The following is a 22,802-nucleotide window of genomic DNA, read 5'->3' as shown; positions in this document are numbered from 1 at the left end:
CCCGTGGCCGGGGCCGTCGCCGACCCCAGCCTGCGGCTCGTGCACCACGCCGGTCGCGGGACCGGGGCCTGGACCAGCCCTGAGGACCGGAGCGCCGGCACGGCGCCGACCCGCCTCTCGGTGTCGGCCGAGGACCGCCTCGCGCGCTCGCTGCTGGCGACCGGATTCGGCTACGACCCGGACGTGCGCCGCCGCCAGGCAGAGGTCCTGCTGCGGGTGCTGCCGCTCGTCCGCGACATCCGACGCATCGGCAGTGCCGCCCTCGACCTCGTCCGGGTCGCCGAGGGCTCCGTCGACGCCTACGCCGAGACCGGCCTCAACGCCTGGGACCTGGCAGCCGGCTGGCTCGTCGTCGAGGAGGCCGGTGGTGTCGTCGTCGGCGCGGGGGAGGGCTCGAAGGGTTCGGAGAGCGCGCCCGGCAAGGCACTCACCGTGGCCGCCGGCCCAGCACTCGTCGAGGACGTGCGCGCCCTCTTCGTCACCCACGGTGGCGTCGCCGGCTGACCTGACCCGTCACCCCGGCTCGTCACTTCCTACGCCTGAGACAGACGCCCACCCGGCCGTGCCGAGGGGGGCGTCTCTCGTCCTGGGGTGCGGGCGGCATACGCCCACTCACTGCGCTGCGTGGCGGGCTCAGGCTGCCTGGAACGGCTCGAGCCCGGGGACGCGGACGCCGTTCTCGGCGGCGAGGCGGGCGAACGACTCCAGCTCCCCGGTGTGCACCTGCACCCGGAAGTCGTCATCCGCCTGTCGCGCGTCGGCGAGGTCGCCCAGCGTGTCGCTGACGCGTTGCCTGATCTGGTCGACGAACTCGGTCATGGGTGCCACCTCCGGGCCTGGGTTGTCGATCGGTCGAGTCCGAAGACCCTACCGCGCCGCGGGACCCCCAATGTCCACCTGGGAGGCTCGGTGGAGGGCAACGGGTCGGGGAACTCTTGGTCCGGAAAGGACACGCGTGGGGGATGCGTCCCACCCACGTCTCAGGCCTTGGGTCGGACAAGGTGACAACGCTCGGGGGATCGGGCACCATACGCGCACGCGGACATGTTCGTCACTGCTGACAACGCCGTTGACGGTGAGGGTCCCACGGGAACAAGTGGGAGCCTGTGAGCGTTCTCCGCGTCACAGACCGCAAGGCGCATCACGAGTAGAAGTGGGACAAACCAGATGGCAACCGATTACGACGCGCCACGCAAGACTGACGACGACCTGAACGAGGACTCCATCGAGGAGCTGAAGTCACGCCGGGTCGACAAGACGTCGTCCAGTGTGGACGTCGACGAGACCGAGCAGGCCGAGGGCTTCGAGCTCCCCGGTGCCGACCTCTCCGGCGAGGAGCTGTCGGTCCGCGTGCTGCCCAAGCAAGCCGACGAGTTCACCTGTGGACGCTGCTTCCTCGTCCACCACCGCAGCCAGCTCGCCAAGGAGAGCAACGGCGTGATGATCTGCACGGAGTGCGCAGCCTGAGCGCATCTGCGACCAGGCAGCAGCACGCCCTGGAGCCAGTAGGGTCGGTCCTCGTGACCGACCCTTGTGCTGTCCCGGTTCGGCGGCTGGACCCGGACCTGCCACTGCCCTCCTACGCCCACCTGGGCGACGCCGGCGCCGACCTGTGTGCGCGGGTGGACGTGACCATCGAGCCGGGCGAGCGTGTGCTCGTCCCGACGGGAGTCGCGCTGGCGCTCCCGGCCGGCCACGCGGGTTTCGTGCACCCGAGGTCGGGACTCGCGGCCCGCCACGGGATCTCGATCGTCAATGCGCCCGGGACCGTCGACGCCGGCTACCGCGGCGAGATCCTCGTCAACCTCGTCAACCTCGACCGGCACGAGCCGTTCACGGTGCGCCGCGGCGACCGGATCGCGCAGCTCGTCGTCCAGCGCGTCGAGCGGGTGACGTTCGTCGAGGTCGATTCGCTCGACGAGACCGGTCGGGGGGACACTGGACATGGATCCACCGGTGGCTTCGGTCCCGGGGGCGCCGCCTCGCCGACACGGGGGGAGACACAGAGGGAGAGCTCGGGGGAGACGCCCCGCCAGGCGTGATCATCGGGTACGGTGCGCCGGGCGCTGCGTCGGCGCCACGACGACCACCACTCCGGACGGGCACGACGCCCGCCCGGCAGCAGGACTCAAAGGACGGAATGACGTGGGACTCTTCAGCCGGGGCAAGTCGAAGGACCGCACGGACACCGGGGCCGTGGACGCAGGCCCGGCCGACGACGGCTTCGACCCCCTCGAGCAGGACCGGGCCGTGGACGAYGCGAACGGCGAGGCGAACGGTGACACGGACGGCGCGCCCGAGGGTCGGGACGGCGCTGCGGGCCCGCTCGACCGGAGCGCGGTCGAGGACGACAGCGACTACCTCAACCTCGGCGCGATCTGGTTGCGCGGGCAGCAGGGCATGGAGCTGCGCCTCGAGGTCAACGAGCAGGAGCAGCAGATCACTGGTGTGACCGCGGTGATCGGCGAGTCGGCGGTGCAGCTGCAGGCGTTCGCCGCGCCGCGCACCGAAGGTGTGTGGGTCGATATCCGCAACGAGATCGCAGCGAGCATCGTCGATGCCGGTGGCACCGCCGAGGTCCTCACGGGTGAGTTCGGGGAGGAGCTGCTCACGCGGATGCCGCAGGCGGACCAGGACGGCCGCACCGTCTTCATGCCGGCTCGTTTCGTCGGCGTCGACGGTCCCCGCTGGTTCCTCCGTGCCGTCGTCTCGGGTCGGGCTGCCATCGAGCCTGCCGCTGCGGACGCGGTCCACGAGGTCATCCGCACCACGGTCATCGACCGCGGTGACGAGGCCATGCCGCCGCGGGAGCTGCTGCCGCTGCGCCTCCCCGATGCCGAGGGTGCCGCCCAGGCCGACGGTGCCGAAGGTGCAGGCACCGAGGGTGGCCCCGACCTCAGCCCGTTCGAGCGCGGCCCCGAGATCACCGAGGTCCGCTGATGACCGGCCCGTGCCCGGCCCCGTGTCCGGCCCCGTGTCGAGCCCCGTCTCGAGGCGAGTCGCGGCCGTGACCACGGGCCAGCCCAGCGCCCTCCGGCGGCTCACCGAGCGGTTCACGCGATCGGCGCACGAGATCGAGGCGGCCGAGCTCCGTCACGAGTCCTCGGTCCTCGACGGAGTCATCCACATCGGCGACGCGCCGCAGCGCACCACGGTGACCGTTGCGGGCGAGGTGCGCTCGGTGACGCTGCGCCCCCGCGAGGAGACCCCGGCACTCGACGTCGAGGTCTGGGACGGCACCGAGTCGCTGCACCTCGTGTGGCTGGGTCGACGACGCATCGCCGGCATCGTCCCGGGCGTCAAGATCCGGGCCACCGGACGCATCACCAACCGCCGGAAGGTCATGACGATGTTCAACCCTGCCTACGAGCTCATCGGCAGGGCAGGACAGACGCATGGCTGAGGGTGACGCCGCGCTGTCGGGCGCAGAGGACGGTGACGGAGTCGAGCGCTCCGAGGCCGACCTGCGCCGCTACGACACCGTCGAGGAGCTGTTGCGCGACAAGCTGTCCGAGGCCATCGGGGGCTGGCGCGGCGCTGTCGAGTCGGCAGTGCCGACCCTGGCCTTCGCCCTCGCGTGGGCCCGCACCGAGAACCTCCGCACGGCACTGGTCGTCGCCGGGGTGTGCGTCGCAGTCCTGCTCGTCGTGCGCCTCGTGCAGCGTCAGGACCCCCGCTTCATCGCGTATGCCGCTGCCGGAGTGGGCATTTCCGCCTTCTTCGCGCTCCGGTCGGGTCGGGCGGAGGACGCCTTCCTGCCGGGGATGCTGCAGAACGCGGGCCTGCTCGTCCTCCTGCTCGTGACGAACCTGACGCGGTGGCCGCTCTTCGGCTTCGTCGTCGGGGTCGCCGAGCCCGAGGCCTTCGCCGAGAGTCCCACGTGGTGGCGTCGCCACTCCGGCATCGTCACGGTCGCTGCCCGACTGGCGTGGGTGCTCATCGCTCTCAACGTCGTGCGGCTGGCCATCATGGTGCCGCTCTACCTGGCGGAGCAGGTGGCGGCGCTCGGGGTGGCGAAGGTCGTCCTGGGCTGGCCGGCATACCTCGTCGCCATCACGGCCATGGGCGCCATCCTGATGCGCGGTCGCACGCCGATCGACCCGAGTCGCCTGGCCTGACGCCCGACCTCGGGTCAGCGGTCCCCTCGCGGGGCCGGCCGGACTCAGCTCTCGCTGTCGGCGTGGTGCCGTTCGCCGGGAGCCACGAGGTCCTGGAGGCGGTCCTCCTGCTCCGTCGTCGTGATGAAGAGCAGCTCGTCGCCGGCCTCGATCGCGTCGTCCGGCGTCGGAGCGAGCGGGCGCTCCTCACGGATGATCGCCACGAGGACGGTGTCGGTCGGCCAGTCGACGTCGCCGACGCGCCGGCCTGCGAACGGGCTGCCTTCAGGGAGAGTGATCTCGACCATCGAGGCGCGGCCCTGCTGGAACTCGAAGATGYGCACGAGGTCACCGATGCTCACCGCCTCCTCGATGAGCGCCGTCATGAGGCGGGGCGTCGACACCGCGACGTCCACGCCCCAGGACTCGTCGAACATCCACTCGTTCTTCGGGTTGTTGACGCGAGCGACCGTGCGCGGCACGCCGAACTCGGTCTTGGCCAGCAGCGAGAGCACGAGGTTGGCCTTGTCGTCGCCGGTGGCGGCCACACACACGTCGGACTCCTCGAGCCGCGCCTCCTCGAGGGCTGCGAGCTCGCAGGCGTCCGCGAGCAGCCACGACGCCTCCGGCACGCGCGACGCCTGGACGTCGTCGGCGTCCTTGTCGATGAGCAGCACCTGGTGCCCGTTTGCGAGCAGCTCACGGGCGATGGAGCGGCCGACGCTTCCGGCTCCGGCGATGACGACGCGCATGGGGTTTCTTCTCCTGAACCGGTCAGTGGGGGGCCGGGGCCTGGTCGCAGAGTCGCTCGACGCGAGCGAGGTCGTCACGCGAGACGGTGAGGTGGACGAGGTCGCCCTGCTGCACGACCATGTCGGGCCGGGGGATGGTGCCCTCACCGAGGCGGGTGATGTAGGCGACCCGGGCGCCGGTCTGCTCCTCGACGTCGGTGAGATGCCGACCGACCCAGGCCTCGGCCAGCGGCACCTCGGCGATGACGATCTTGCCGCTCGGGTCGGTGAGCTCGGGGACGGCGCCCTGGGGCAGCAGCCGCTGGATCATCTGGTCGGACGTCCAGCGCACGGTGGCGACGGTCGGGATGCCGAGCCGCTGGTAGACCATGGCGCGCTGCGGGTCGTAGATGCGGGCGGCGACGTGCTCGACCCCGAACGTCTCGCGCGCCACGCGGGCCGCGAGGATGTTGGAGTTGTCGCCGCTGCTCACAGCGGCGAAGGCGTAGGCGTCGCGGATGCCGGCGGCCACGAGGGTGTCGCGGTCGAAGCCGATGCCCGTGACGGTCTGGCCCTCGAAGGAGGTGCCGAGCCGGCGGAAGGCCGACGCGTCGGCGTCGATGATCGCGACGTCGTGGCCGCCTCGGCCCAGGGTGCGGGCGAGGGTCGACCCGACGCGGCCGCATCCCATGATGACGAAGTGCACGGACGCGACGCTACACCGTGACGGCATACGTTCTCGGGCAGGTTCCGTGCGGTGGCGAGCGGGCCTGAGCGGGTCGGTGCGTCGTCACGATCCGGCATACAGTGTCGTCGTGCCCGGTACCGGATCGCTGTTCAAGCGCCTCCTCCTCGGCCGCGCGATGCGCAGCGACAAGCTCGGGGAGACGCTGCTGCCCAAGCGGCTCGCGTTGCCGATCTTCGCGAGCGACGCGCTGTCGTCGGTGGCCTACGCCCCCGACGAGATCCTCCTGATGCTCGGCCTCGCCGGCGGGACGTTCGTCGCGACGCACAGCTGGCAGGTCACCGTCGCGGTCGTCCTCGTCATGGTCGTCGTGGTGGCGTCGTACCGCCAGAACGTGCACGCCTACCCGTCGGGCGGTGGCGACTACGAGGTGGCCAYGGTCAACCTCGGTCCGCGGGCCGGGCTCACCGTCGCCAGCGCGCTCCTCGTCGACTACGTGCTCACCGTCGCGGTGTCGATCTCCTCGGGCGTGCAGAACGCTGCGACGGTGCTCGGCTTCGTGCGCGGTCACGAGGTCATCGTCGCGGTCGCGCTCATCGTCTTCCTGACCGCCATGAACCTCCGCGGTGTCCGTGAGTCCGGCAAGGCCTTCGCCGTGCCGGTCTACGCCTTCATGCTGGCCATCATCGGCATGGGCATCTACGGCTTCATCCAGCACTTCACCGGCACCCTCACGCCGGCCGAGAGCGCCGGCCTGACACTCGAGCCCGAACCGGGCCAGGGCGTCACCGGGCTGGCCGCGGCCTTCCTGCTGCTCCGGGCGTTCTCGTCGGGGTGCGCGGCCCTCACCGGGGTCGAGGCGATCAGCAACGGGGTTCCCGCCTTCAAGAAACCCAAGAGCGACAACGCAGCGACGACCCTCCTGCTCATGGGGACGCTGTCCATCGTCATGCTCGGGTCGATCATCACCCTCGGCCAGTGGACCGGCGTCAAGATCGCCAACGACCCGGGCACCCAGCTGCTGCGCAACGGCCAGCCGGTCGGTGACTCGTACGTGCAGCACACGGCCATCGGCCAGCTCGCCGAGTCGGTGTTCGCGCACTTCCCGGTCGGGGTCGTCTTCGTCTCGATCGTCACCGGCCTGATCCTCGTCCTGGCCGCCAACACCGCCTTCAACGGCTTCCCGGTGCTCGGCTCGATCCTCGCGCGCGACGGCTACCTGCCCCGACAGATGCACACCCGCGGCGACCGGCTCGCCTTCAGCAACGGCATCCTCATCCTCGCCGGGGCGGCCATCGTCCTCGTCATCGTGTTCAAGGCCGAGGTCACCGCGCTCATCCAGCTCTACATCGTCGGGGTGTTCGTCTCCTTCACCACCAGCCAGATCGGCATGGTGCGGCACTGGACCCGACACCTGAGGCTCGAGCGCGACGCCAAGGAGCGGACGCGGATGCAGCGCTCCCGCATCATCAACGGGGTCGGGGCGGCGATGTCGGGGACGGTGCTCGTCGTCGTGCTCCTGACGAAGTTCCAGGCTGGCGCCAAGTACGCCATCCTCGCCATGGTCGTGCTCTTCGCGCTCATGCTCGGCATCAAGAAGCACTACAACCGCGTGCGGGACGAGCTCGCCATCGACTGGGAAGTCGAACGCCCGATGCTGCCGAGCCACGTCCACGCCATCGTCTGCATCTCGAAGGTGCACAAGCCCACGATGCGCGCACTCGCGTACGCCCGTGCGAGCCGACCGACCTACCTCGAGGCGGTCACCGTCGACGTCGACCCCGACGAGACCCAGTCCCTGCTCGACGAGTGGGACCGGCGAGACATCCCGGTGCCGCTCAAGGTCCTGTCGTCGCCCTACCGCCAGATCACCAAGCCGATCCTCGACTACGTCCGCTCGATCCGCAGCGGCAACCCGCGCGACATCGTCACGGTCTACCTCCCGGAGTACGTCCTCGGGAAGTGGTGGGAGCAGGTGCTGCACAACCAGAGCGCCCTGCGTCTCAAGGCCCGCCTCCTGTTCACCCCGGGCGTCATGGTCGTCAGCGTGCCGTGGCAGCTCCAGTCGTCCGAGGGCGCCGAGCGTGACTGGATCGACGAGCCGCCGATCAGCGGGTCCGTGCGCGGGGGAGCGCTGTGAGCGGGCGCCAGACCCGCGAGCGCGCCGCCGGTGGCGAGTCGCTCGTCGGCCAGGAGTGGACCGTCGAGGTCGGGCCGGTGGCCCACGGAGGTCACTGCGTGGCGCGCCACGAGGGCCAGGTCGTGTTCGTGCGCCACACGCTGCCGGGCGAGCGTGTCGTCGCACGGGTCACCGAGGGGCGGGTGGGTGACAGCTTCGTGCGCGCCGACGCCGTCGAGGTGCTCGAGGCGGCTCCGGGCCGCGTCCCCGCCCCGTGCCCGTATGCCGCCCCGGGCCTCTGCGGTGGGTGCGACTTCCAGCACGCGTCCCTCGAGACGCAGCGCGCGCTCAAGGCGGCAGTCGTGCGGGAGCAGTTCGCGCGGATCGCGGGCCTCGAGGTCGAGGTCGAGGTGCAGCCCGTGCCGGGCGACGAGGACGGCCTGCGGTGGCGCACCCGCGTCGAGTTCGCCGTCGACGAGTCTGGTCGGGCCGGCCTGCGGCGGCACCGATCTCGCGACATCGTGCGGGTCGACGACTGCCTCATCGCCACCCGGGCAGTCATCGACTCCGGCGTTCTCGACACCGAGTGGCCCGACGTCGAGTCGGTCGATGTCGTCGACGCCGCCCATCCGGACGAGCCGGTGCTCGTCCCGCTGCCCGCACCCGATGGTGCGAGCGCCGGCGGTGGGCTCGTGGGCGAGCTCGCCCGGGACGGCGACTGGGAGGGCGAGTACGTCGTGGCTGCACGTGGCTTCTGGCAGGTCCACCCGGGCGCGGCCTCGACCTTCCTTTCCCGGGTCACGGCCCTGCTCGAGGCGCGCCCCGGTGACCGCGTGATCGACCTGTATGCCGGCTCGGGCCTGTTCACGATGCGTCTCGGCGAGCTCGTCGCACCTGACGGCTTCGTCCTCGGGGTCGAGGGGGACCGGGCGGCGGTGGAGAACGGGGTCGTCAACACCGAGCACCTAGACAACGTCGAGTGGCGCGCCAACCGGGTCGACCGCGAGCTGCGGTCGCTCGTCGGACAGGACGTCACCGCCGACCTCGCGGTGCTCGACCCGCCGCGCACGGGGGCGGGCAAGGACGTCATGGGTCTGCTCGCCCGGATGGCTCCGCGCCGGGTCGTCTATGTCGCGTGCGATCCCTCGGCGCTCGCGCGCGACGTCAAGGCCGCTGCGACACACGGCTACGGGCTCGTCTCGCTCGAGGCCTGGGACGCGTTCCCGATGACGCACCACGTCGAGTGCATCGCCGTCCTGGAGCCCCGGGAGGGCTGACGACGCGGCTGCGTCACGGGCACGAGACGATGTCGTCATGTCGTTCAGCTATCCCGTCGCCGTGAAGTTCTCAGAGATCGATCTCGCCGGTGTCGTCTTCAACTCGCACTACCTGACGTGGTGCGAGGACGCGAAGATGGCTTTCCTCGAGAGCGTCGGGTACGGCCCCTACTGGTTCACCGAGCACGGTCGGCTGGGGCTCGTGCGCCACGCGGAGATCGACTGGGTCGCGAGCCTCAAGCCGCTCGACCGAGCCGACATCAGGGTGTCCGTCGAGCGGCTCGGCACCTCGTCGTTCACGCTCCGCCACGAGATCTGGCGGGCCGGCGCGCACCCCGTGCGGACGGCCACGTGTGTCATCACGTACGTCTGGTTCGACACCGCCGCGGGCGCCAAGGCTCCGTTGGACTCAGGGTTCCGAGAAGCTCTCGTAGATCACGAGTGACTGTCGGCGGCTCGTACTAGTGTTCGAACATGGACAGGGGAGCGGGTTCCGTCGAGGCCCAGGGGGCCTCTGCCGGCGCTGTGCTCGAGGTGCTGACGGGCGTGCCCGCTGACGTCTTCGACGCCTTGCGGCCGGCCGCCCAGGCTGCCGTGGTGGCACGGATCGTGCCGGATCGTCTGCGCACCCTCGACGTGGCGAGTGCCGAAGCGGTCATCGCTGTCACCCAACGTGCCGTCAATGCCCTGGGAGCCATCCAGGAGCTGGCCCTTGCGGCCTGTGTCCGCCGGGAGGAGCTCGATCTCACCGAACTCGACGGCGACTGGTCCGACGGGTCCGAGCACCGTCCGTCCGCGATCAAGATGGTCGCCTCGAATGTCGCCCCCCTTCTGCGGTCGACGCCGCGCGGCGCGGAGGCGCGGGTGGGGGACGCCCTCTGCCTCGTCGACGAGCTGCCTCGCACCCTGGCCCTGGCGCTCGACGGGCAGCTGGACCGCAGGCAGACGGGCGTCATCGTCGACCATGCCCAGCTCGTCGCCATGGACGCGCGACCCCTCTTCGACGCCGCCGTGACCTCCGTGCCCGAGATGCCGACGCTGACTCCGGGTCGGCTGCGGGTCGTCTGCGAGCGGGTCGCCGTGGCCGTCGACCCGGAGGCGGTCGAGCGACGCGCGAAGCTCGGCCTGCGTGAGCGCTTCGTACGGGTCGAGCCCGGCGTCGACCCCGGCATGGCGTGGTGGAAGGCATCGATCCCCTCGTTCGCCTCGATGCAGGCGTGGGCCGCGATCGACGAGCTCGCGCACGAGTACGTCAGGGCTGACCCCTCCCGCTCGATCGACCAGGCGCGCGCCGACGCCTTCGTCGACCTCCTGCTCGGCAGCGCGCATGTCTCGACCACCGTGGAACTCGTGGTGCCCACCTTCGTCGGCGCCCCGCAGGACGCCGACGCCGGGACCTCGGACAGCGCCACCAATGACCTCAAGACCCCTGCGCCTGCTCCCGCGGCTGCGCCTGCTCCCGCGGCTGCGCCGGCTCCCGCGGCTGCGCCGGCTCCCGCGGCTGCGCCGGCTCGCCGACCCGGCGCTGAGGGGTCTGGGACTGGTGCGGCGGCCAAACGCGATGGCACGGTTGAGCCTCTTGGGCTGGAGCACGTGGATGGGTCCCTGCTCGCGCCGGAGCATGCGATCGCCTCCGAGCTGTTCGGACAGGGATGCGTGACCTTCGGTGCCTTCCCAGAGGAATCGGAGCTCGAACAGCACAAACTCCGTCAGGGACGGTGGCGACCGCCCCGGCTGGGCGTCCGAGATGCGCGCGCGGGATGGATCCTCTCGACCGCACTGGTCGAGGTGCTGACCGACCCGGACGTCGTGCTGCGCCTGACGCGCGCTGATGCGCTCACGGGTGTGACCGTCGCCAGAGATCCGCTGCTGTACCGGCCCAACGCCGCTCTGGCGCAACGAGTGCGGGATCGGGATCGCACGTGCCGCTTTCCCGGCTGCGGCGTCGCAGCCCGGCGGTGCGACCTCGACCACGTCGTCCCCTACCCGGACGGTTCCACGGCTGAGGAGAACCTCGTCTCCCTCTGCCGCACGCACCACGGGTTCAAGCATCACTCCGGGTGGCTGCTCACGATGGACGCGGCCGGTACGTGCACGTGGACGTCGCCGACCGGGCGGTCCTACGTCACCCGCCCCGCTGACGTCCGTCTGACCGCCGCCTGACTCCCATCAGAAGAAGGGCGTTGTCGTCCACAGCCGCTGGATGTGCCGAACAGCGACCGTGACGCGGCCGCGGTGCTAGCGTCGAGCGACGTGCTGGGCACGACGCGGAGGCGACATGGACGCGTTCATGAAGTTCGACGGCATCGAGGGTGGCAGCCAGAGCAAGGAACACCAGGGCGCCGTGGACGTGCTGTCGTGGAGCTGGGGGGTGACGGCCCAGGGCGGAGATGCCGGGGGTGGGGCCGGCGGTTGGGGTGGAGTCGGTCGAGCCCGCGCCCACGAGTTCCGCATCATGCACCACTACGACCTCGCGTCGCCGCACCTCGCCTCCTTCGCCGCCAGCGGCAAGCACCTCAAGGAGGCCACCTTCGACGTCGCCAGACCGGGTGCCCGCGCACCCTTCCTCACCGTGACGATGAAGGACCTCGTCGTGACCGAGGCGCTCGTTTCGGGTGACGACGACACGGTTGACGAGGAGGTCGCCCTGCAACCCGCCTGGATCCGTTTCGACTATGCAGAGCCCGGATCGAGCGGAGGCTCGACAGGTCGCACCTCGAGCGTCACGTGGGACATCCGATCCAACAAGGTGGGCTGAACGCCACAGCGCGGACGGGCAGGCTGCTGCGGGTCGCTCAAGGGCAGACAGCGGGCCGAGCAACGGCGAGGATGGGCGGGTAGGGAGGGACTGACAGGGACGGATCTGTGTGGTTAGATATATCTTGACGTCAAGATAAATCGAGCACCGTGACATCAGTGTTGCTGGAAGGAGCCCGACGTGGGCAGTGTTGACAGCTTCAAGGCCAAGGGGACCCTCGAGGTCGGGGATCAGTCCTACGAGATCTACCGGCTCGCAGGGGTCGACGGACAGGAGACCCTGCCGTACAGCCTCAAGGTCCTCCTGGAGAACCTTCTGCGCACCGAGGACGGCGCGAACATCACCGCCGACCACATCCGCGCCATCGGCTCGTGGGACGAGAACGCCGAGCCGTCCACGGAGATCCAGTTCACGCCCGCGCGCGTGATCATGCAGGACTTCACCGGCGTGCCGTGCGTCGTCGACCTCGCCACGATGCGCGAGGCCGTCGCCGACCTCGGTGGCGACCCGGCGCGGATCAACCCGCTGGCCCCCGCCGAGCTCGTCATCGACCACTCCGTCATCATCGACGTCTTCGGCCGCGCTGACGCCTTCGAGCGCAACGTCGAGATCGAGTACCAGCGCAACCGCGAGCGCTACCAGTTCCTGCGCTGGGGACAGACCGCCTTCGACGACTTCAAGGTCGTCCCGCCGGGCACCGGCATCGTCCACCAGGTCAACATCGAGCACCTCGCCCGCACCGTCATGGTGCGCGACGGCGTCGCCTACCCCGACACCTGCGTAGGCACCGACTCGCACACGACGATGGTCAACGGCCTCGGCGTGCTCGGCTGGGGCGTCGGCGGCATCGAGGCCGAGGCCGCGATGCTCGGCCAGCCCGTCTCGATGCTCATCCCGCGCGTCGTCGGCTTCAAGCTGAGCGGCACCATCCCGATCGCCGCCACGGCGACCGACGTGGTCCTCACGATCACCGAGATGTTGCGCAAGCACGGCGTCGTCGGCAAGTTCGTCGAGTTCTACGGCGAGGGCGTGTCCCAGGTGCCGCTCGCCAACCGCGCCACCATCGGCAACATGAGCCCCGAGTTCGGCTCGACGTGCGCGATCTTCCCGATCGACGACGTGACGCTCGACTACCTGCGCCTCACCGGCCGGTCCGACGAGAGCGTCGCCCTCGTCGAGGCGTACGCCAAGGAGCAGGGCATGTGGCTCAAGGCAGGTCCCGACCAGCCCGAGTCCCGCTACAGCGAGTACCTCGAGCTCGACCTGTCGACCGTCGTCCCCTCGATCGCCGGACCGAAGCGTCCGCAGGACCGCATCGCGCTCAGCGACGCCCAGGACGCGTTCCGCAAGGTGCTGCCGACCTACGTCGCGCACGACGAGGGCGACTCCGGCAACGCGGAGTCCTTCCCGGCCAGCGACCCGGGCGTCGACGACGGGGGCGAGAAGCCGGTCGACGGCGCGACGAACGGTCGCCCGTCGAAGAAGGTGTCGGTCACCGATGCCGAGGGGCGCGAGTTCGAGATCGACCACGGCATCGTCTCGATCGCCTCGATCACGAGCTGTACGAACACCTCGAACCCGTCGGTGATGATGGCCGCCGCGATGCTCGCCAAGAACGCCGTCGAGAAGGGCCTGTCGGTCGCCCCGTGGGTCAAGACGTCGATGGCCCCGGGCTCCAAGGTCGTCACGGGCTACTACGAGAAGGCYGGGATGTGGCCCTACCTCGAGAAGCTCGGCTTCCACCTCGTCGGCTACGGCTGCACGACGTGCATCGGCAACTCGGGCCCGCTCAACGAGGAGATCTCCAAGGCGATCAACGACAACGACCTCGCCGTCACGTCGGTCCTCTCGGGCAACCGCAACTTCGAGGGTCGCATCAACCCCGACGTCAAGATGAACTACCTCGCGAGCCCGCCGCTCGTCATCGCCTACGCCCTCGCCGGGACGATGGACTTCGACTTCGAGTCGCAGCCCCTGGGTCAGGACACCGACGGCAACGACGTCTTCCTCGAGGACATCTGGCCGGCTCCGGCCGACGTCGAGCGCACCATCGCGGCCTCGATCAGCCAGGAGATGTTCACCGAGGACTACGCCGACGTCTTCGCCGGCGACGAGCGCTGGCAGTCGCTGCCGACCCCCGAGGGCGACACGTTCGCGTGGGACGGCGAGTCGACGTACGTGCGCAAGCCCCCGTACTTCGACGGCATGTCGATGGACACGACGCCGGTCGCCGACATCGAAGGTGCACGCGTGCTCGCCAAGCTCGGCGACTCCGTGACGACCGACCACATCAGCCCCGCCGGTGCCATCAAGAACGACAGCCCCGCCGGCAAGTACCTCGCCGAGCACGGCATCGAGCGCAAGGACTTCAACTCCTACGGCTCGCGCCGCGGCAACCACGAGGTCATGATCCGTGGCACGTTCGCCAACATCCGCCTGAGGAACCTCCTCCTCGACGGCGTCGAGGGCGGCTTCACGCGCGACTTCACGCACGGCGGGGAGCAGACGACGATCTACGACGCCGCGCAGAGCTATGCCGCTGCCGGCACCCCGCTCGTCATCCTCTCGGGCAAGGAGTACGGCTCGGGAAGCTCGCGGGACTGGGCCGCCAAGGGCACGAGCCTGCTCGGGGTCAAGGCCGTCATCGCCGAGAGCTACGAGCGCATCCACCGCTCCAACCTCATCGGCATGGGCGTCATCCCGCTCCAGTACCCCGCAGGTCAGAACGCCGACTCGCTCGGCCTCGACGGCACCGAGACCTTCTCGATCACGGGAATCACCGCGCTCAACGAGGGCTCGACGCCGAAGACGGTCAAGGTCGTCGCGACCAGGGAGTCGGGCGAGACGGTCGAGTTCGACGCCGTGGTCCGCATCGACACCCCCGGTGAGGCCGACTACTACCGCAACGGCGGCATCCTCCAGTACGTCCTGCGGTCGCTCGTCAACAGCTGACGCGCACTGCCCGACGGGCCCCGCACGCCGCTCCACGCGGTGTGCGGGGCCGCCGCCGTTCCCCGCCGACGGCGTATGCCATGCTCATCGCGTGACCGACCGACACGCGATCCTGACCGCCTGGGAGACCGGCTTCGACTGGTCTCCCTCGCACGACGTCGTCTATGCCGACGTCCACGTCGACGGGGCCGAGCGGGTCACCTACGCCTCGGGTGTCTGGGAGTCTCGGATCGTCGAGTTGCCCTTTGCTGCAACGGAGCTCATCCCGTCGTGGAATGCGCGCACCCCGGCCGGCACGTGGCTGCACGTCGAGGGTCGGGTCGCCGACGTGTCGGGCTGGACGCCGTGGTTCACCTTCGCGCGCTGGGCCGAGGACGACCCGGCGGGGGAGTCCCCGATCACGCGCACGACGTTGCGGGACCAGCACTTCGAGTCAGGGCACGTCGATACGGACACGTGGCTCGCTGCGCCCGGTCGCGGGTTCGACCGCTGGCAGCTGAGGCTGACCGCCCTGGCCCTTTCGACAAGCGAGATCGCTTGGCCCCCAGTCACGCTCGTCGCCGGTACCGCGTCACGCTTCCACATCGCGGCGGACGAGCCGACGAGTGCCCCGGGCGTCGGCCGCGGACACGAGGTCGAGGTCCCGCCGCACTCGCAGCGCCTGCACGTCGACACGTTTCCCGAGTGGGACAACGGCGGCCAGTCGTGGTGCTCACCCACGTCGACGACGATGCTGCTCGAGCACTGGGGGCGTGCCCCGGGGCCCGACGAGGTGGCCTGGGTCGGCCGCGCCGTCGACCCCGAGGTGGTCCACGGGGTGCGCCGCGTCTTCGACCGCTCCTACGGAGGTGCCGGCAACTGGGCCTTCAACACGGCCTACGCCGGGACGCGCGGGCTGCGCGCCTACGTGACCCGGCTACGCGACCTGACCGAGGCCGAGGCGTTCCTGGCGATGGGCGTCCCTCTCGTGGTGTCGGTGACCTTCGGGGAGGACGAGCTCGAAGGCGCCGGCTACGACACGAACGGTCACCTGCTGACGATCATCGGTTTCACCACCGAGGGTGACGTCGTGTCCAACGACCCCAACTCGCACCGCGTCGCGAGCAACGAGCAGGTGCGCGCCGTCTACCGTCGCGACCAGTTCGAGCGTGTCTGGCTGGGGTCCGACGGCGGGCTCGCCTACGTGATGCACCCGACTGGCGTGGCGCTGCCGACCCCGCCCGCGGAGGCCAACTGGGCGTGACCTCGGCCGGGCACATGTAGGTTTCCTGCGCTTGATGCTGGCCAGACGAAGATTTTGCACACCCATGATCCTTCCGGCACGAGCCCGGGTGTTGACTGGCCGCGCCCAGCCCGACCGGAAGGTGTGCCATGTCGCAGTCCCTCGTCCCGCCCGCAGGCTCACCGAGCCGCCGCGTCCTCCTCGGCTCAGCCGCCGGCCTCACCCTGGTCGGCGTCGCCGGCACGGGAACCGCCAGGGCGGGAACCCTCACCGCCGCGGGTGGGCCCGGCTCGTCCGACACGAGCGACCGCCACGTCTCCTACCGTGAGTGGAGCGGACGGGACCTCTGCCCAGGCCGCTTCACCGGGCGGCGCGACTACGTCGACCCGTTCGACGCGACCGCCACGTCGCGCTCCTACGACGTCGCCACCTGGGTCTCTCCCGTCGTGCGACCCGGTTTCGGGCTGACCGAGCTCGTCTCCTCGTGGAACGCCGACACGCCGGGCGCGTCGTGGGTCGAGATCTCGGTCCGGGGCCGCAGCGGCGGCGTGGCCACCAAGGAGTACGTCCTCGGTCGCTGGTGCCGCTACGACCCCGCTCAGGGAGGTGGCATCCACCGCACGTCGGTCGACGGCCAGGGCGACACGGTCGCCACGGTCTACACCGACACCCTGGCGACCCGATCCGGCCACGTCCTCGACGAGTGGCAGCTCGTCGTCCGGCTGATGCGTCCCACGGGCACGCGGCATACGCCCCGGCTGCGGTCGGTCGGCGCGATGGCCTCGGCCCTGCCCGACGCGCCGCGGGTGCCACGCAGCCCCAACGGCCGGGCCCGCGGCCGTGTCCTCGACGTGCCGACCTTCTCCCAGGAGAAGCACATCGGCCACTTCCCCCAGTGGGACAACGGGGGAGAGGCCTGGTGCTCGCCGACGTCGACCTCGATGGTCCTTGCCTACTGGGGCGCCGGCCCGCGCCACGACGAGACCACCTGGGTGACCGAGGCGCTGCCGGCCGAGACCGACCCGCAGGTGGACTTCGCCGCGCGCAACGTCCACGACTACACCTACGACGGCTGCGGCAACTGRCCGTTCAACGCGGCCTATGCCGCGACCCGGCCGCGGATGCGGGCGTTCGTCACCCGGCTCCGGTCACTGACCGAGGCCGAGGAGTTCATCGCCGCAGGCATCCCGCTCGTCACGTCCGTCTCCTTCAAGAAGGGGGAGCTGGACGGTGCCGGCTACGGCACGAACGGCCACCTCATGGTCGTCGTCGGTTTCACCCGTGACGGCGACGTCGTGTGCAACGACCCCGCCTCGCACCTGCTTCGCGACAACTCCCAGGTGCGCGTCGTCTACGACCGGGAGCAGTTCGAGAACGTCTGGGTGCCGCACAGCGGTGGGATCGCCTACGTCATCCACCCGGAGCGGCGCCGCCTGCCGCGGGCGCCCCGCCACGAGCCCAACTGGTGAGCCCGCCCCGTCGCGAACTGAGCACTCGACGGTGGGGACGTGGGCACTCGGGGGGTCAGCGGCCGAGGCCGGAGCGCGGGTCCCGGTCGGTGACGCAGTAGAGCGCTCCGGCCGGGTCGCGCAGGGTGGTCCAGCCGGCGTGGCGGACCACGACGGTCGCGCCCATGCGCTCGTGCCGTGCCACCTCGGCGGCCCGGTCGTCACAGGCGAGATCGAGGTGGCCGGTGACCCGCGGCCCGGTCTCGGGCCCCGGCGCAGTCTCCGTCCCGGACGCCGGCGCCACCTCGCCGAGCCGCTGGAGCAGCAACCGGATCGGGATGCCGTCAGGGCGCACGAGGTGCCGGAACTCGGGCCGGCTCACCGAGCGGCGCACCGGCCATCCGGTCAGCTCGGACCAGAAGACGCACTCGGTGTCGTAGGCCGCCGCCGGGATGTCGAGACACACCTGGTCGACGACGCTCTCGTGCTGCTGCGGCCAGCGCGTCGGCCACGGGCGTCGGCTGAGGACCTCGTGCACGAAGCAGAAGACGAACCCGCCGGGGGAGCGCAGCACGACGAAACCGTGGTCGGAGCGGTGCACGACGGCCGCTCCCAGTCCCTCGGCGCGGTCGGTGGAGGCCGCCGCCGACGTCACGTGCAGGTCGAGGTGCAGACCGCCCGGTCTGCTCGGGTCCTGGGCGCCGGTCCGTTGGAACTTCAGGTACGGGTCGCCGACGGGCGGGAGCAGCGTCGTGAACTCCGCGGCGTCCCCGCGAGGTGGCGACACGGCATACCCCGTCACCGCCGACCAGAAGTGGATCCCCGCCTCGTGGACGTCGGGCGGCAGGTCGAGGAAGGCCGTCACCCAGCTGACCGTCGTCATGGTTCGAGACTAGGCGAGGCAGACTGGGCGCATGCCCACTCCGACGCCCTCGCCGCACACCCCTCCCGGGTGGCCGCCGGGCGTCCCACCGGCCCACACGCCGGGCTGGGAGGAGCGCGCCGTGCTGTGGCTGCTCGACCAGTGCCCTCCGGACTACCGGGCGTATGCCGGGTGGCGGCGTCACCCCATCGCCCTCGCGTGGCTGGCCGGCCGGCACCTCGACGGCCAGGTCGTCGCCATGCGCGACGCGTGGCGCGAGGCACGCGTCGCGATCGGACCGCACGTCCCAGCGGAGGCGTTGACCGAGATCCTCGGTCAGATCGAGGCCGAGGGGATCCGGCTGCTCGCCGCCTCGCGGTCGGCGCGGCTGCTGCACGAAGCCCTCCAGGGCAAGGTCTTCGCGCCCCGACTGTGAGAATGGTGTGACGAGGTCGGCAGCGTCCCGTGCACAGCGTTGGGACCCGTCGGACGTTGACCCGTAGACTCGACCGACCCACCTGCGTGGGCGACCGACCGACCGAGAGGACGACGCAGCGTGGCCCTGCTGGAGACGATCACGAGCCCCGCGGCGCTCAAGGCGCTGCCGGCCGACCAGCTTCCGGCCCTGGCGGAGGAGATCCGCACCTTCCTCGTCACCGAGGTCTCCAAGACGGGTGGGCATCTCGGCCCCAACCTCGGCGTCGTCGAGCTGACGATCGCGCTGCACCGGGTCTTCGACTCCCCGCACGACACGTTGGTCTTCGACACCGGTCACCAGTCCTACGTGCACAAGCTGCTCACCGGTCGCCAGGACTTCAGCAAGCTGAAGAAGAAGGGCGGGCTCTCCGGCTACCCCAGCCGCGCCGAGTCTGAGCACGACGTCGTCGAGAACTCCCACGCCTCGACCGCGCTCTCCTGGGCCGACGGCATCGCCAAGGGCCGACGCCTGAGCGGCGAGAGAGACCGGCACACCGTCGCGGTGATCGGCGACGGCGCCCTGACCGGCGGCATGGCCTGGGAGGCCATCAACAACATCGCCGTCGACAAGACCTTGCCCCTCGTCATCGTCGTCAACGACAACGAGCGCTCCTACGCCCCCACCATCGGCGGGCTCGCCGACCACCTCGCGACCCTGCGCACGACCCGCGGCTACGAGCGGTTCCTCGACTGGGGCAAGCGGTCGCTCGCCAGGACGCCGGTCGTCGGCGGTGCGATGTTCGAGACGCTCCACGGCGTCAAGAAGGGGATCAAGGACATCGTCGCGCCACAGGGGATGTTCGAGGACCTCGGGCTGAAGTACCTCGGGCCCGTCGACGGCCACGACGAGCCGGCGGTCGAGCGGGCGCTGCGCAAGGCCAGGGACTTCGGTGGTCCGGTCATCGTCCACGTCATCACGCAGAAGGGCCGCGGCTACCAGCCGGCCATCGACGACGAGGCCGACCAGTTCCACGGCGTCGGCAAGTTCAACCCGGAGACCGGGCTGCCGTTCGAGGTCTCCGGCCGCATCTGGACTGACGAGTTCAACGACGAGATGGTGGCGGTCGGCCGCGACCGTCCTGATGTCGTCGCCCTCACCGCCGCCATGCTCATCCCCGTCGGCCTGGACGGCTTCGCCGCCGCCTATCCCGACCGGGTCTTCGACGTCGGCATCGCCGAGCAGCACGCCGTGACCATGGCCTCTGGGCTCGCCTACTCCGGCCTGCACCCGGTCGTCGCCGTCTACGCCACGTTCCTCAACCGCGCCTTCGACCAGCTCCTCATGGACTGCGCCATGCACCGGGCCGGCGTCACCGTCATCCTCGACCGCGCCGGAGTCACGGGCAGCGACRGCGCGTCGCACAACGGCATGTGGGACATGACGCTCACCTCCATCGTGCCGGGGCTGCGCCTCGCCGCCCCGCGGGACGGTGAGCAGGTGCGCAAGCAGCTGCGCGAGGCCCTGGACGTGTCGGACGGCCCGACGGTCATCCGGTTCCCGAAGGGCGACGTCGCCGACCCGTTGACAGCCGTGCGCTCCATCGGTGACGTCGACGTGCTCTTCGAGAACGCCGGCGACGAGGTCGACCTGCTCGTCGTCGGCGTCGGCGCCTTCGCCGGGCTCGCCACCGAGGCGGGCGAGAAGATCGCGGCCCACGGCCGCACCGTGCGGGTCATCGACCCCCGCTGGGTGATCCCGGTCAGCGACGACGTCGTCGCGCTCGCTCGCCGCGCCGGTGCCGTCGCCGTGGTCGAGGACAACCTCGTCAGCGGCGGTGTCGGGGCAGCCGTCACGCTCGCCCTGCACGAGGCCGACGTCGACGTGCGGGTGCACACCTACGGCATCCCGAAGCGCTTCCTCGAGCACGCGTCTCGCGGACAGATCCTCGAGGAGCTCGGCCTGACCGCCGACCAGCTCGTGCTCGACCTCGAGAAGAGCCTCTGACCGCCGACGGCGGCGAAGGGGAGCCGGGACCGGGCGCCCGCCCAGCCCTCACCCAGCGCGCCTCCCTAGGATGGACCGCATGCAGCTTCGAGACGCAGCCGGCGTGACGACCGCGCCCATCGCAGCCCTCGGGCTCGTCGGTGGCTACGTCGTCGCCCGCGAGAGCGGTATCCGCCCCCTGGGTGGGGTCGTGCTCGGCGCCGCCGGCCTCTACGCCGGACGCACCTGGGTTGCCAAGGCCGGGGGAGCCGGGGCTGCGGGTCTCGCCGCGGTCTACCTCGGTGGATTCGGGGCGTCGCACGTGCTGGCCAAGAAGATCGGTGCCTGGCCGTCCGTCCTCACCGTTGCCGCGGTCAGCGCGGCGGCCTCGTGGGCCGTCGCCGACCGACGGAGCTGACACTCAGCTGTCGGGACGAGCGACGCCGAGTCGACGGACGAGGGCGTTGGCGTCCCCGACCGGCCCGAGGTGGACGAGCTTGTCGGGGTTGACCACCGCGCGGACGCCCGCCACCTGACCGTCACGGACGTCGAGAGCCCAGACGGCGAGCAGCCGTCCCTCGACGAGGAACATCGCGCCCGGGTCCCCGTTGACCTCGGTGAGCCGGATCTCCATCTCGGGCAGGCGACGCAGCGCCCGCAGCCAGTTGGTGAGGGTGTGCGCGACCCGGCTGCGGCCGCGCTGCGAGCGCGCGAGCGAGGGCGCCTTGCCACCACCGTCGCCGACGAGCTCGACGTCGTGTGCCAGCAGGGACTCGAGGCCGGCGAGGTCGCCCGTGCGGGCGGCGGTGAAGAAGCGCCTCGCCAGCTCGCTCTGCTGCTCTGGAGTCGTGCTGAACCGGGGGCGGCGGTCCTCAACGTGTCGTCGCGCGCGCACCGCGAGCTGGCGCACGTTGGCCTCGCCCTTGCCGACGATCGTCGCGACCTCGTCGTAGCCGTAGCCGAACACGTCGTGGAGCAGCAGGACCGCGCGCTGCTCCGGCGACAGGCTCTCCAGCAGCACGAGTAGCGCCATCGACAGCGAGTCGGCGGTCTCCGCCGCGCGGGCCGGGTCCTGGCCGGCAGCCTGGCCGTCGGTGAGGATCGGCTCGGGGAGCCAGTCACCGACGTACCGCTCCCGGCGCACCCGCGCCGACCGCAGCTCGTCCATCGCGAGTCGGGTCGTCACGGTGGCCGTGAACGCCCGCGGGGAGGCGATGTGCTCGCCCGACTCGAGCGCGCGGTGAACCCGGAGCAGCGCCTCCTGGACCACGTCCTCCGCCTCGGTGACGCTCCCCAGCATCCGGTAGGCGATCCCGAAGGCCACGGGCCGCATCGCCGCCAGCAGCTGCTCCCGGTCGGGAGCTGCTGTCGGCGAGCCACTCTCGTCGGTCACGCCGCCGCACCGCTATCGGCGCGCACCTGGGCGCCCAGCTCGCGGAAGCCGTCGCGCCACGTCGCGTGCGCGGGGGTCCAGCCCAGCTCCCGCCGGGCCTTGGCGTTGGACGCGCCTCGCAGCTCGGTCATCATCACGGCGCCAGTCTCGCCCGCCAGGAGCCTTCCGACCAGCCGCGGCACGCGCATCGGTGCCTTGGCCCCGAGCGACTCGGCGAGGATCGGCAGCCACGTCGCCACGCTCGCCGGCTCGTCGTCGACGACGTTGTAGACGCCCGGCGCGCCGCGCTCGATGGCGGCCACCGTCGCCTCGGCCGCGTCGGCGATGTGGATGAACGACCACACCCCGCCGCCGTCACCGACGACCGGGAACTTCCGCCGCCGGACGGCTTCGGCCTGTTCGCCGTCCGGGCCGAGCGAGGTGTGCGGGCCGTAGAAGCCGCCGTACCTCAGCACGAGACCCTGGGTCCACGTGGCGGCGAGCACCTGGCCCTCGACGTACCGGATGGCGCCCACGGTCTGCTCCATCCCCGGCGGCGGCACGGTGCCGAACGGGTCGTCCTCGGTCTTGACGCCGCCACCGACCCGGTCGTAGCCGGCGAAGAAGCTCTGGGCGACGAACCGTCCCACCCCGGCCGCCCGGGCCGCTGAGAGCAGGTGGTCCGTCCCTTCGGTCCGCAGCCGGTTCGTCTGGGCGAAGGCGCGGTCGAAGTGCCGCATGTCCATCGGCCCGATCGACGTCAGCTCGTGCACGACGACCTCGGGGCGCGCCGTGGCCACGGCCCGGGCCACCTGGTCGGGGTCCAGGGCGTCAGCCACGACCGGCACCGCTCCGAGCTCCTGCACGAGGACCTGCTT

Annotated in this window: 23 protein-coding genes; 17 read left to right on the top strand and 6 right to left on the bottom strand. The window is 70.9% G+C overall.

Annotated features, from left to right (window positions below; all coding sequences use genetic code 11):
- The coding region (locus AC1DP0_RS02810) for an inositol monophosphatase family protein (RefSeq protein WP_478082375.1) at positions 1-504 on the top strand (504 nt) is incomplete at its 5' end.
- Between the two features lie 129 nt (positions 505-633).
- Here AC1DP0_RS02810 and AC1DP0_RS02805 read toward each other — a convergent pair.
- Positions 634-819, bottom strand: a complete 186-nt coding sequence (locus AC1DP0_RS02805; protein ID WP_478082374.1) for a hypothetical protein — start codon at positions 817-819, stop codon at positions 634-636.
- 348 nt (positions 820-1,167) lie between these two features.
- Between AC1DP0_RS02805 and AC1DP0_RS02800 the strand changes: the two genes are divergently transcribed.
- The 5 genes from AC1DP0_RS02800 to AC1DP0_RS02780 all read left to right on the top strand — a co-directional run bounded on the left by AC1DP0_RS02800 (position 1,168) and on the right by AC1DP0_RS02780 (position 4,118).
- Positions 1,168-1,467 (top strand): DUF4193 domain-containing protein, encoded by a 300-nt coding sequence (locus AC1DP0_RS02800; protein WP_442278232.1) that lies wholly within the window; start codon positions 1,168-1,170, stop codon positions 1,465-1,467.
- Between the two features lie 53 nt (positions 1,468-1,520).
- Positions 1,521-2,042: a dUTP diphosphatase gene (gene dut / locus AC1DP0_RS02795; protein WP_478082373.1), complete on the top strand. Its 522-nt coding sequence runs from the start codon at positions 1,521-1,523 to the stop codon at positions 2,040-2,042.
- Positions 2,043-2,145: 103 nt separating this feature from the next.
- The gene (locus AC1DP0_RS02790) at positions 2,146-2,940 is read left to right on the top strand and encodes a DUF3710 domain-containing protein (RefSeq protein ID WP_478082372.1); all 795 of its coding nucleotides are present in this window, start codon (positions 2,146-2,148) and stop codon (positions 2,938-2,940) included.
- Between the two features lie 67 nt (positions 2,941-3,007).
- Positions 3,008-3,403, top strand: coding sequence for an OB-fold nucleic acid binding domain-containing protein (locus tag AC1DP0_RS02785; protein ID WP_478082371.1), 396 nt, complete (start codon positions 3,008-3,010; stop codon positions 3,401-3,403).
- The gene (locus AC1DP0_RS02780) at positions 3,396-4,118 is read left to right on the top strand and encodes a DUF3159 domain-containing protein (protein WP_478082370.1); all 723 of its coding nucleotides are present in this window, start codon (positions 3,396-3,398) and stop codon (positions 4,116-4,118) included. Before AC1DP0_RS02785 ends, AC1DP0_RS02780 begins: the two co-directional genes overlap by 8 nt.
- A gap of 44 nt (positions 4,119-4,162) precedes the next feature.
- Here the strand turns inward: AC1DP0_RS02780 and AC1DP0_RS02775 are convergent, their stop codons facing one another.
- Both AC1DP0_RS02775 and AC1DP0_RS02770 read right to left on the bottom strand, forming a co-directional pair.
- Positions 4,163-4,849 (bottom strand): potassium channel family protein, encoded by a 687-nt coding sequence (locus AC1DP0_RS02775; RefSeq protein ID WP_478082369.1) that lies wholly within the window; start codon positions 4,847-4,849, stop codon positions 4,163-4,165.
- A gap of 22 nt (positions 4,850-4,871) precedes the next feature.
- The gene (locus AC1DP0_RS02770; RefSeq protein ID WP_478082368.1) at positions 4,872-5,534 is read right to left on the bottom strand and encodes a potassium channel family protein; all 663 of its coding nucleotides are present in this window, start codon (positions 5,532-5,534) and stop codon (positions 4,872-4,874) included.
- A 109-nt stretch (positions 5,535-5,643) separates the two neighbouring features.
- On the opposite strand from AC1DP0_RS02770, the gene AC1DP0_RS02765 reads away from it, so the two are divergent.
- The 8 genes from AC1DP0_RS02765 (at position 5,644) to AC1DP0_RS02730 (ending at position 17,310) form a co-directional block, all read left to right on the top strand.
- Complete coding sequence (locus tag AC1DP0_RS02765; protein ID WP_478082367.1) at positions 5,644-7,653, top strand: APC family permease; 2,010 nt, start codon at positions 5,644-5,646, stop codon at positions 7,651-7,653.
- Positions 7,650-8,909 carry a class I SAM-dependent RNA methyltransferase gene (locus tag AC1DP0_RS02760; protein ID WP_478082366.1) on the top strand — a complete coding sequence of 420 codons (1,260 nt, stop codon included), beginning with the start codon at positions 7,650-7,652 and terminating at the stop codon, positions 8,907-8,909. Before AC1DP0_RS02765 ends, AC1DP0_RS02760 begins: the two co-directional genes overlap by 4 nt.
- A 37-nt stretch (positions 8,910-8,946) precedes the next feature.
- Positions 8,947-9,354 (top strand): acyl-CoA thioesterase, encoded by a 408-nt coding sequence (locus tag AC1DP0_RS02755; RefSeq protein WP_478082365.1) that lies wholly within the window; start codon positions 8,947-8,949, stop codon positions 9,352-9,354.
- Positions 9,355-9,383: 29 nt separating this feature from the next.
- On the top strand, positions 9,384-11,072 hold the full coding sequence (locus tag AC1DP0_RS02750; protein WP_478082364.1) for an HNH endonuclease signature motif containing protein: 1,689 nt from the start codon (positions 9,384-9,386) through the stop codon (positions 11,070-11,072).
- Positions 11,073-11,187: 115 nt separating this feature from the next.
- The gene (locus tag AC1DP0_RS02745) at positions 11,188-11,667 is read left to right on the top strand and encodes an Hcp family type VI secretion system effector (RefSeq protein WP_478082363.1); all 480 of its coding nucleotides are present in this window, start codon (positions 11,188-11,190) and stop codon (positions 11,665-11,667) included.
- A gap of 180 nt (positions 11,668-11,847) precedes the next feature.
- Positions 11,848-14,619, top strand: a complete 2,772-nt coding sequence (acnA, locus tag AC1DP0_RS02740) for an aconitate hydratase AcnA (protein ID WP_478082362.1) — start codon at positions 11,848-11,850, stop codon at positions 14,617-14,619.
- A 91-nt stretch (positions 14,620-14,710) separates the two neighbouring features.
- Positions 14,711-15,862: a C39 family peptidase gene (locus tag AC1DP0_RS02735; RefSeq protein WP_478082361.1), complete on the top strand. Its 1,152-nt coding sequence runs from the start codon at positions 14,711-14,713 to the stop codon at positions 15,860-15,862.
- A gap of 128 nt (positions 15,863-15,990) precedes the next feature.
- Positions 15,991-17,310, top strand: a complete 1,320-nt coding sequence (locus AC1DP0_RS02730; RefSeq protein ID WP_478082360.1) for a peptidase C39 family protein — start codon at positions 15,991-15,993, stop codon at positions 17,308-17,310.
- Positions 17,311-17,365: 55 nt separating this feature from the next.
- On the opposite strand, the gene AC1DP0_RS02725 is transcribed toward AC1DP0_RS02730, so the two are convergent.
- The gene (locus AC1DP0_RS02725) at positions 17,366-18,172 is read right to left on the bottom strand and encodes a VOC family protein (RefSeq protein WP_478082359.1); all 807 of its coding nucleotides are present in this window, start codon (positions 18,170-18,172) and stop codon (positions 17,366-17,368) included.
- 31 nt (positions 18,173-18,203) lie between these two features.
- Here AC1DP0_RS02725 and AC1DP0_RS02720 point away from each other — a divergent pair, with 31 nt between their 5' ends.
- The 3 genes from AC1DP0_RS02720 to AC1DP0_RS02710 all read left to right on the top strand — a co-directional run bounded on the left by AC1DP0_RS02720 (position 18,204) and on the right by AC1DP0_RS02710 (position 20,970).
- Positions 18,204-18,587 (top strand): hypothetical protein, encoded by a 384-nt coding sequence (locus AC1DP0_RS02720; RefSeq protein WP_478082358.1) that lies wholly within the window; start codon positions 18,204-18,206, stop codon positions 18,585-18,587.
- 120 nt (positions 18,588-18,707) lie between these two features.
- A complete protein-coding gene (dxs, locus tag AC1DP0_RS02715; RefSeq protein ID WP_478082357.1) occupies positions 18,708-20,573 on the top strand; it encodes a 1-deoxy-D-xylulose-5-phosphate synthase in 1,866 nt (621 codons plus the stop codon).
- Positions 20,574-20,652: 79 nt separating this feature from the next.
- Entirely contained in the window at positions 20,653-20,970 is a 318-nt protein-coding gene (locus AC1DP0_RS02710) for a hypothetical protein (protein ID WP_478082356.1), read from the top strand.
- A 3-nt stretch (positions 20,971-20,973) separates the two neighbouring features.
- Here AC1DP0_RS02710 and sigJ read toward each other — a convergent pair whose 3' ends face one another.
- Together sigJ and AC1DP0_RS02700 are read right to left on the bottom strand one after the other, a co-directional pair.
- Positions 20,974-21,945: an RNA polymerase sigma factor SigJ gene (sigJ, locus tag AC1DP0_RS02705; RefSeq protein ID WP_478082355.1), complete on the bottom strand. Its 972-nt coding sequence runs from the start codon at positions 21,943-21,945 to the stop codon at positions 20,974-20,976.
- Positions 21,942-22,802 (bottom strand): NAD-dependent epimerase/dehydratase family protein (locus AC1DP0_RS02700; protein ID WP_478082354.1); only part of this gene is annotated, 861 nt, incomplete at its 5' end. The genes sigJ and AC1DP0_RS02700, both read right to left, overlap by 4 nt.

The sequence above is a fragment of the Terrabacter sp. P5_B1 genome, assembly GCF_056400505.1.
This window is presented reverse-complemented; position numbering and strand designations above follow the sequence as displayed.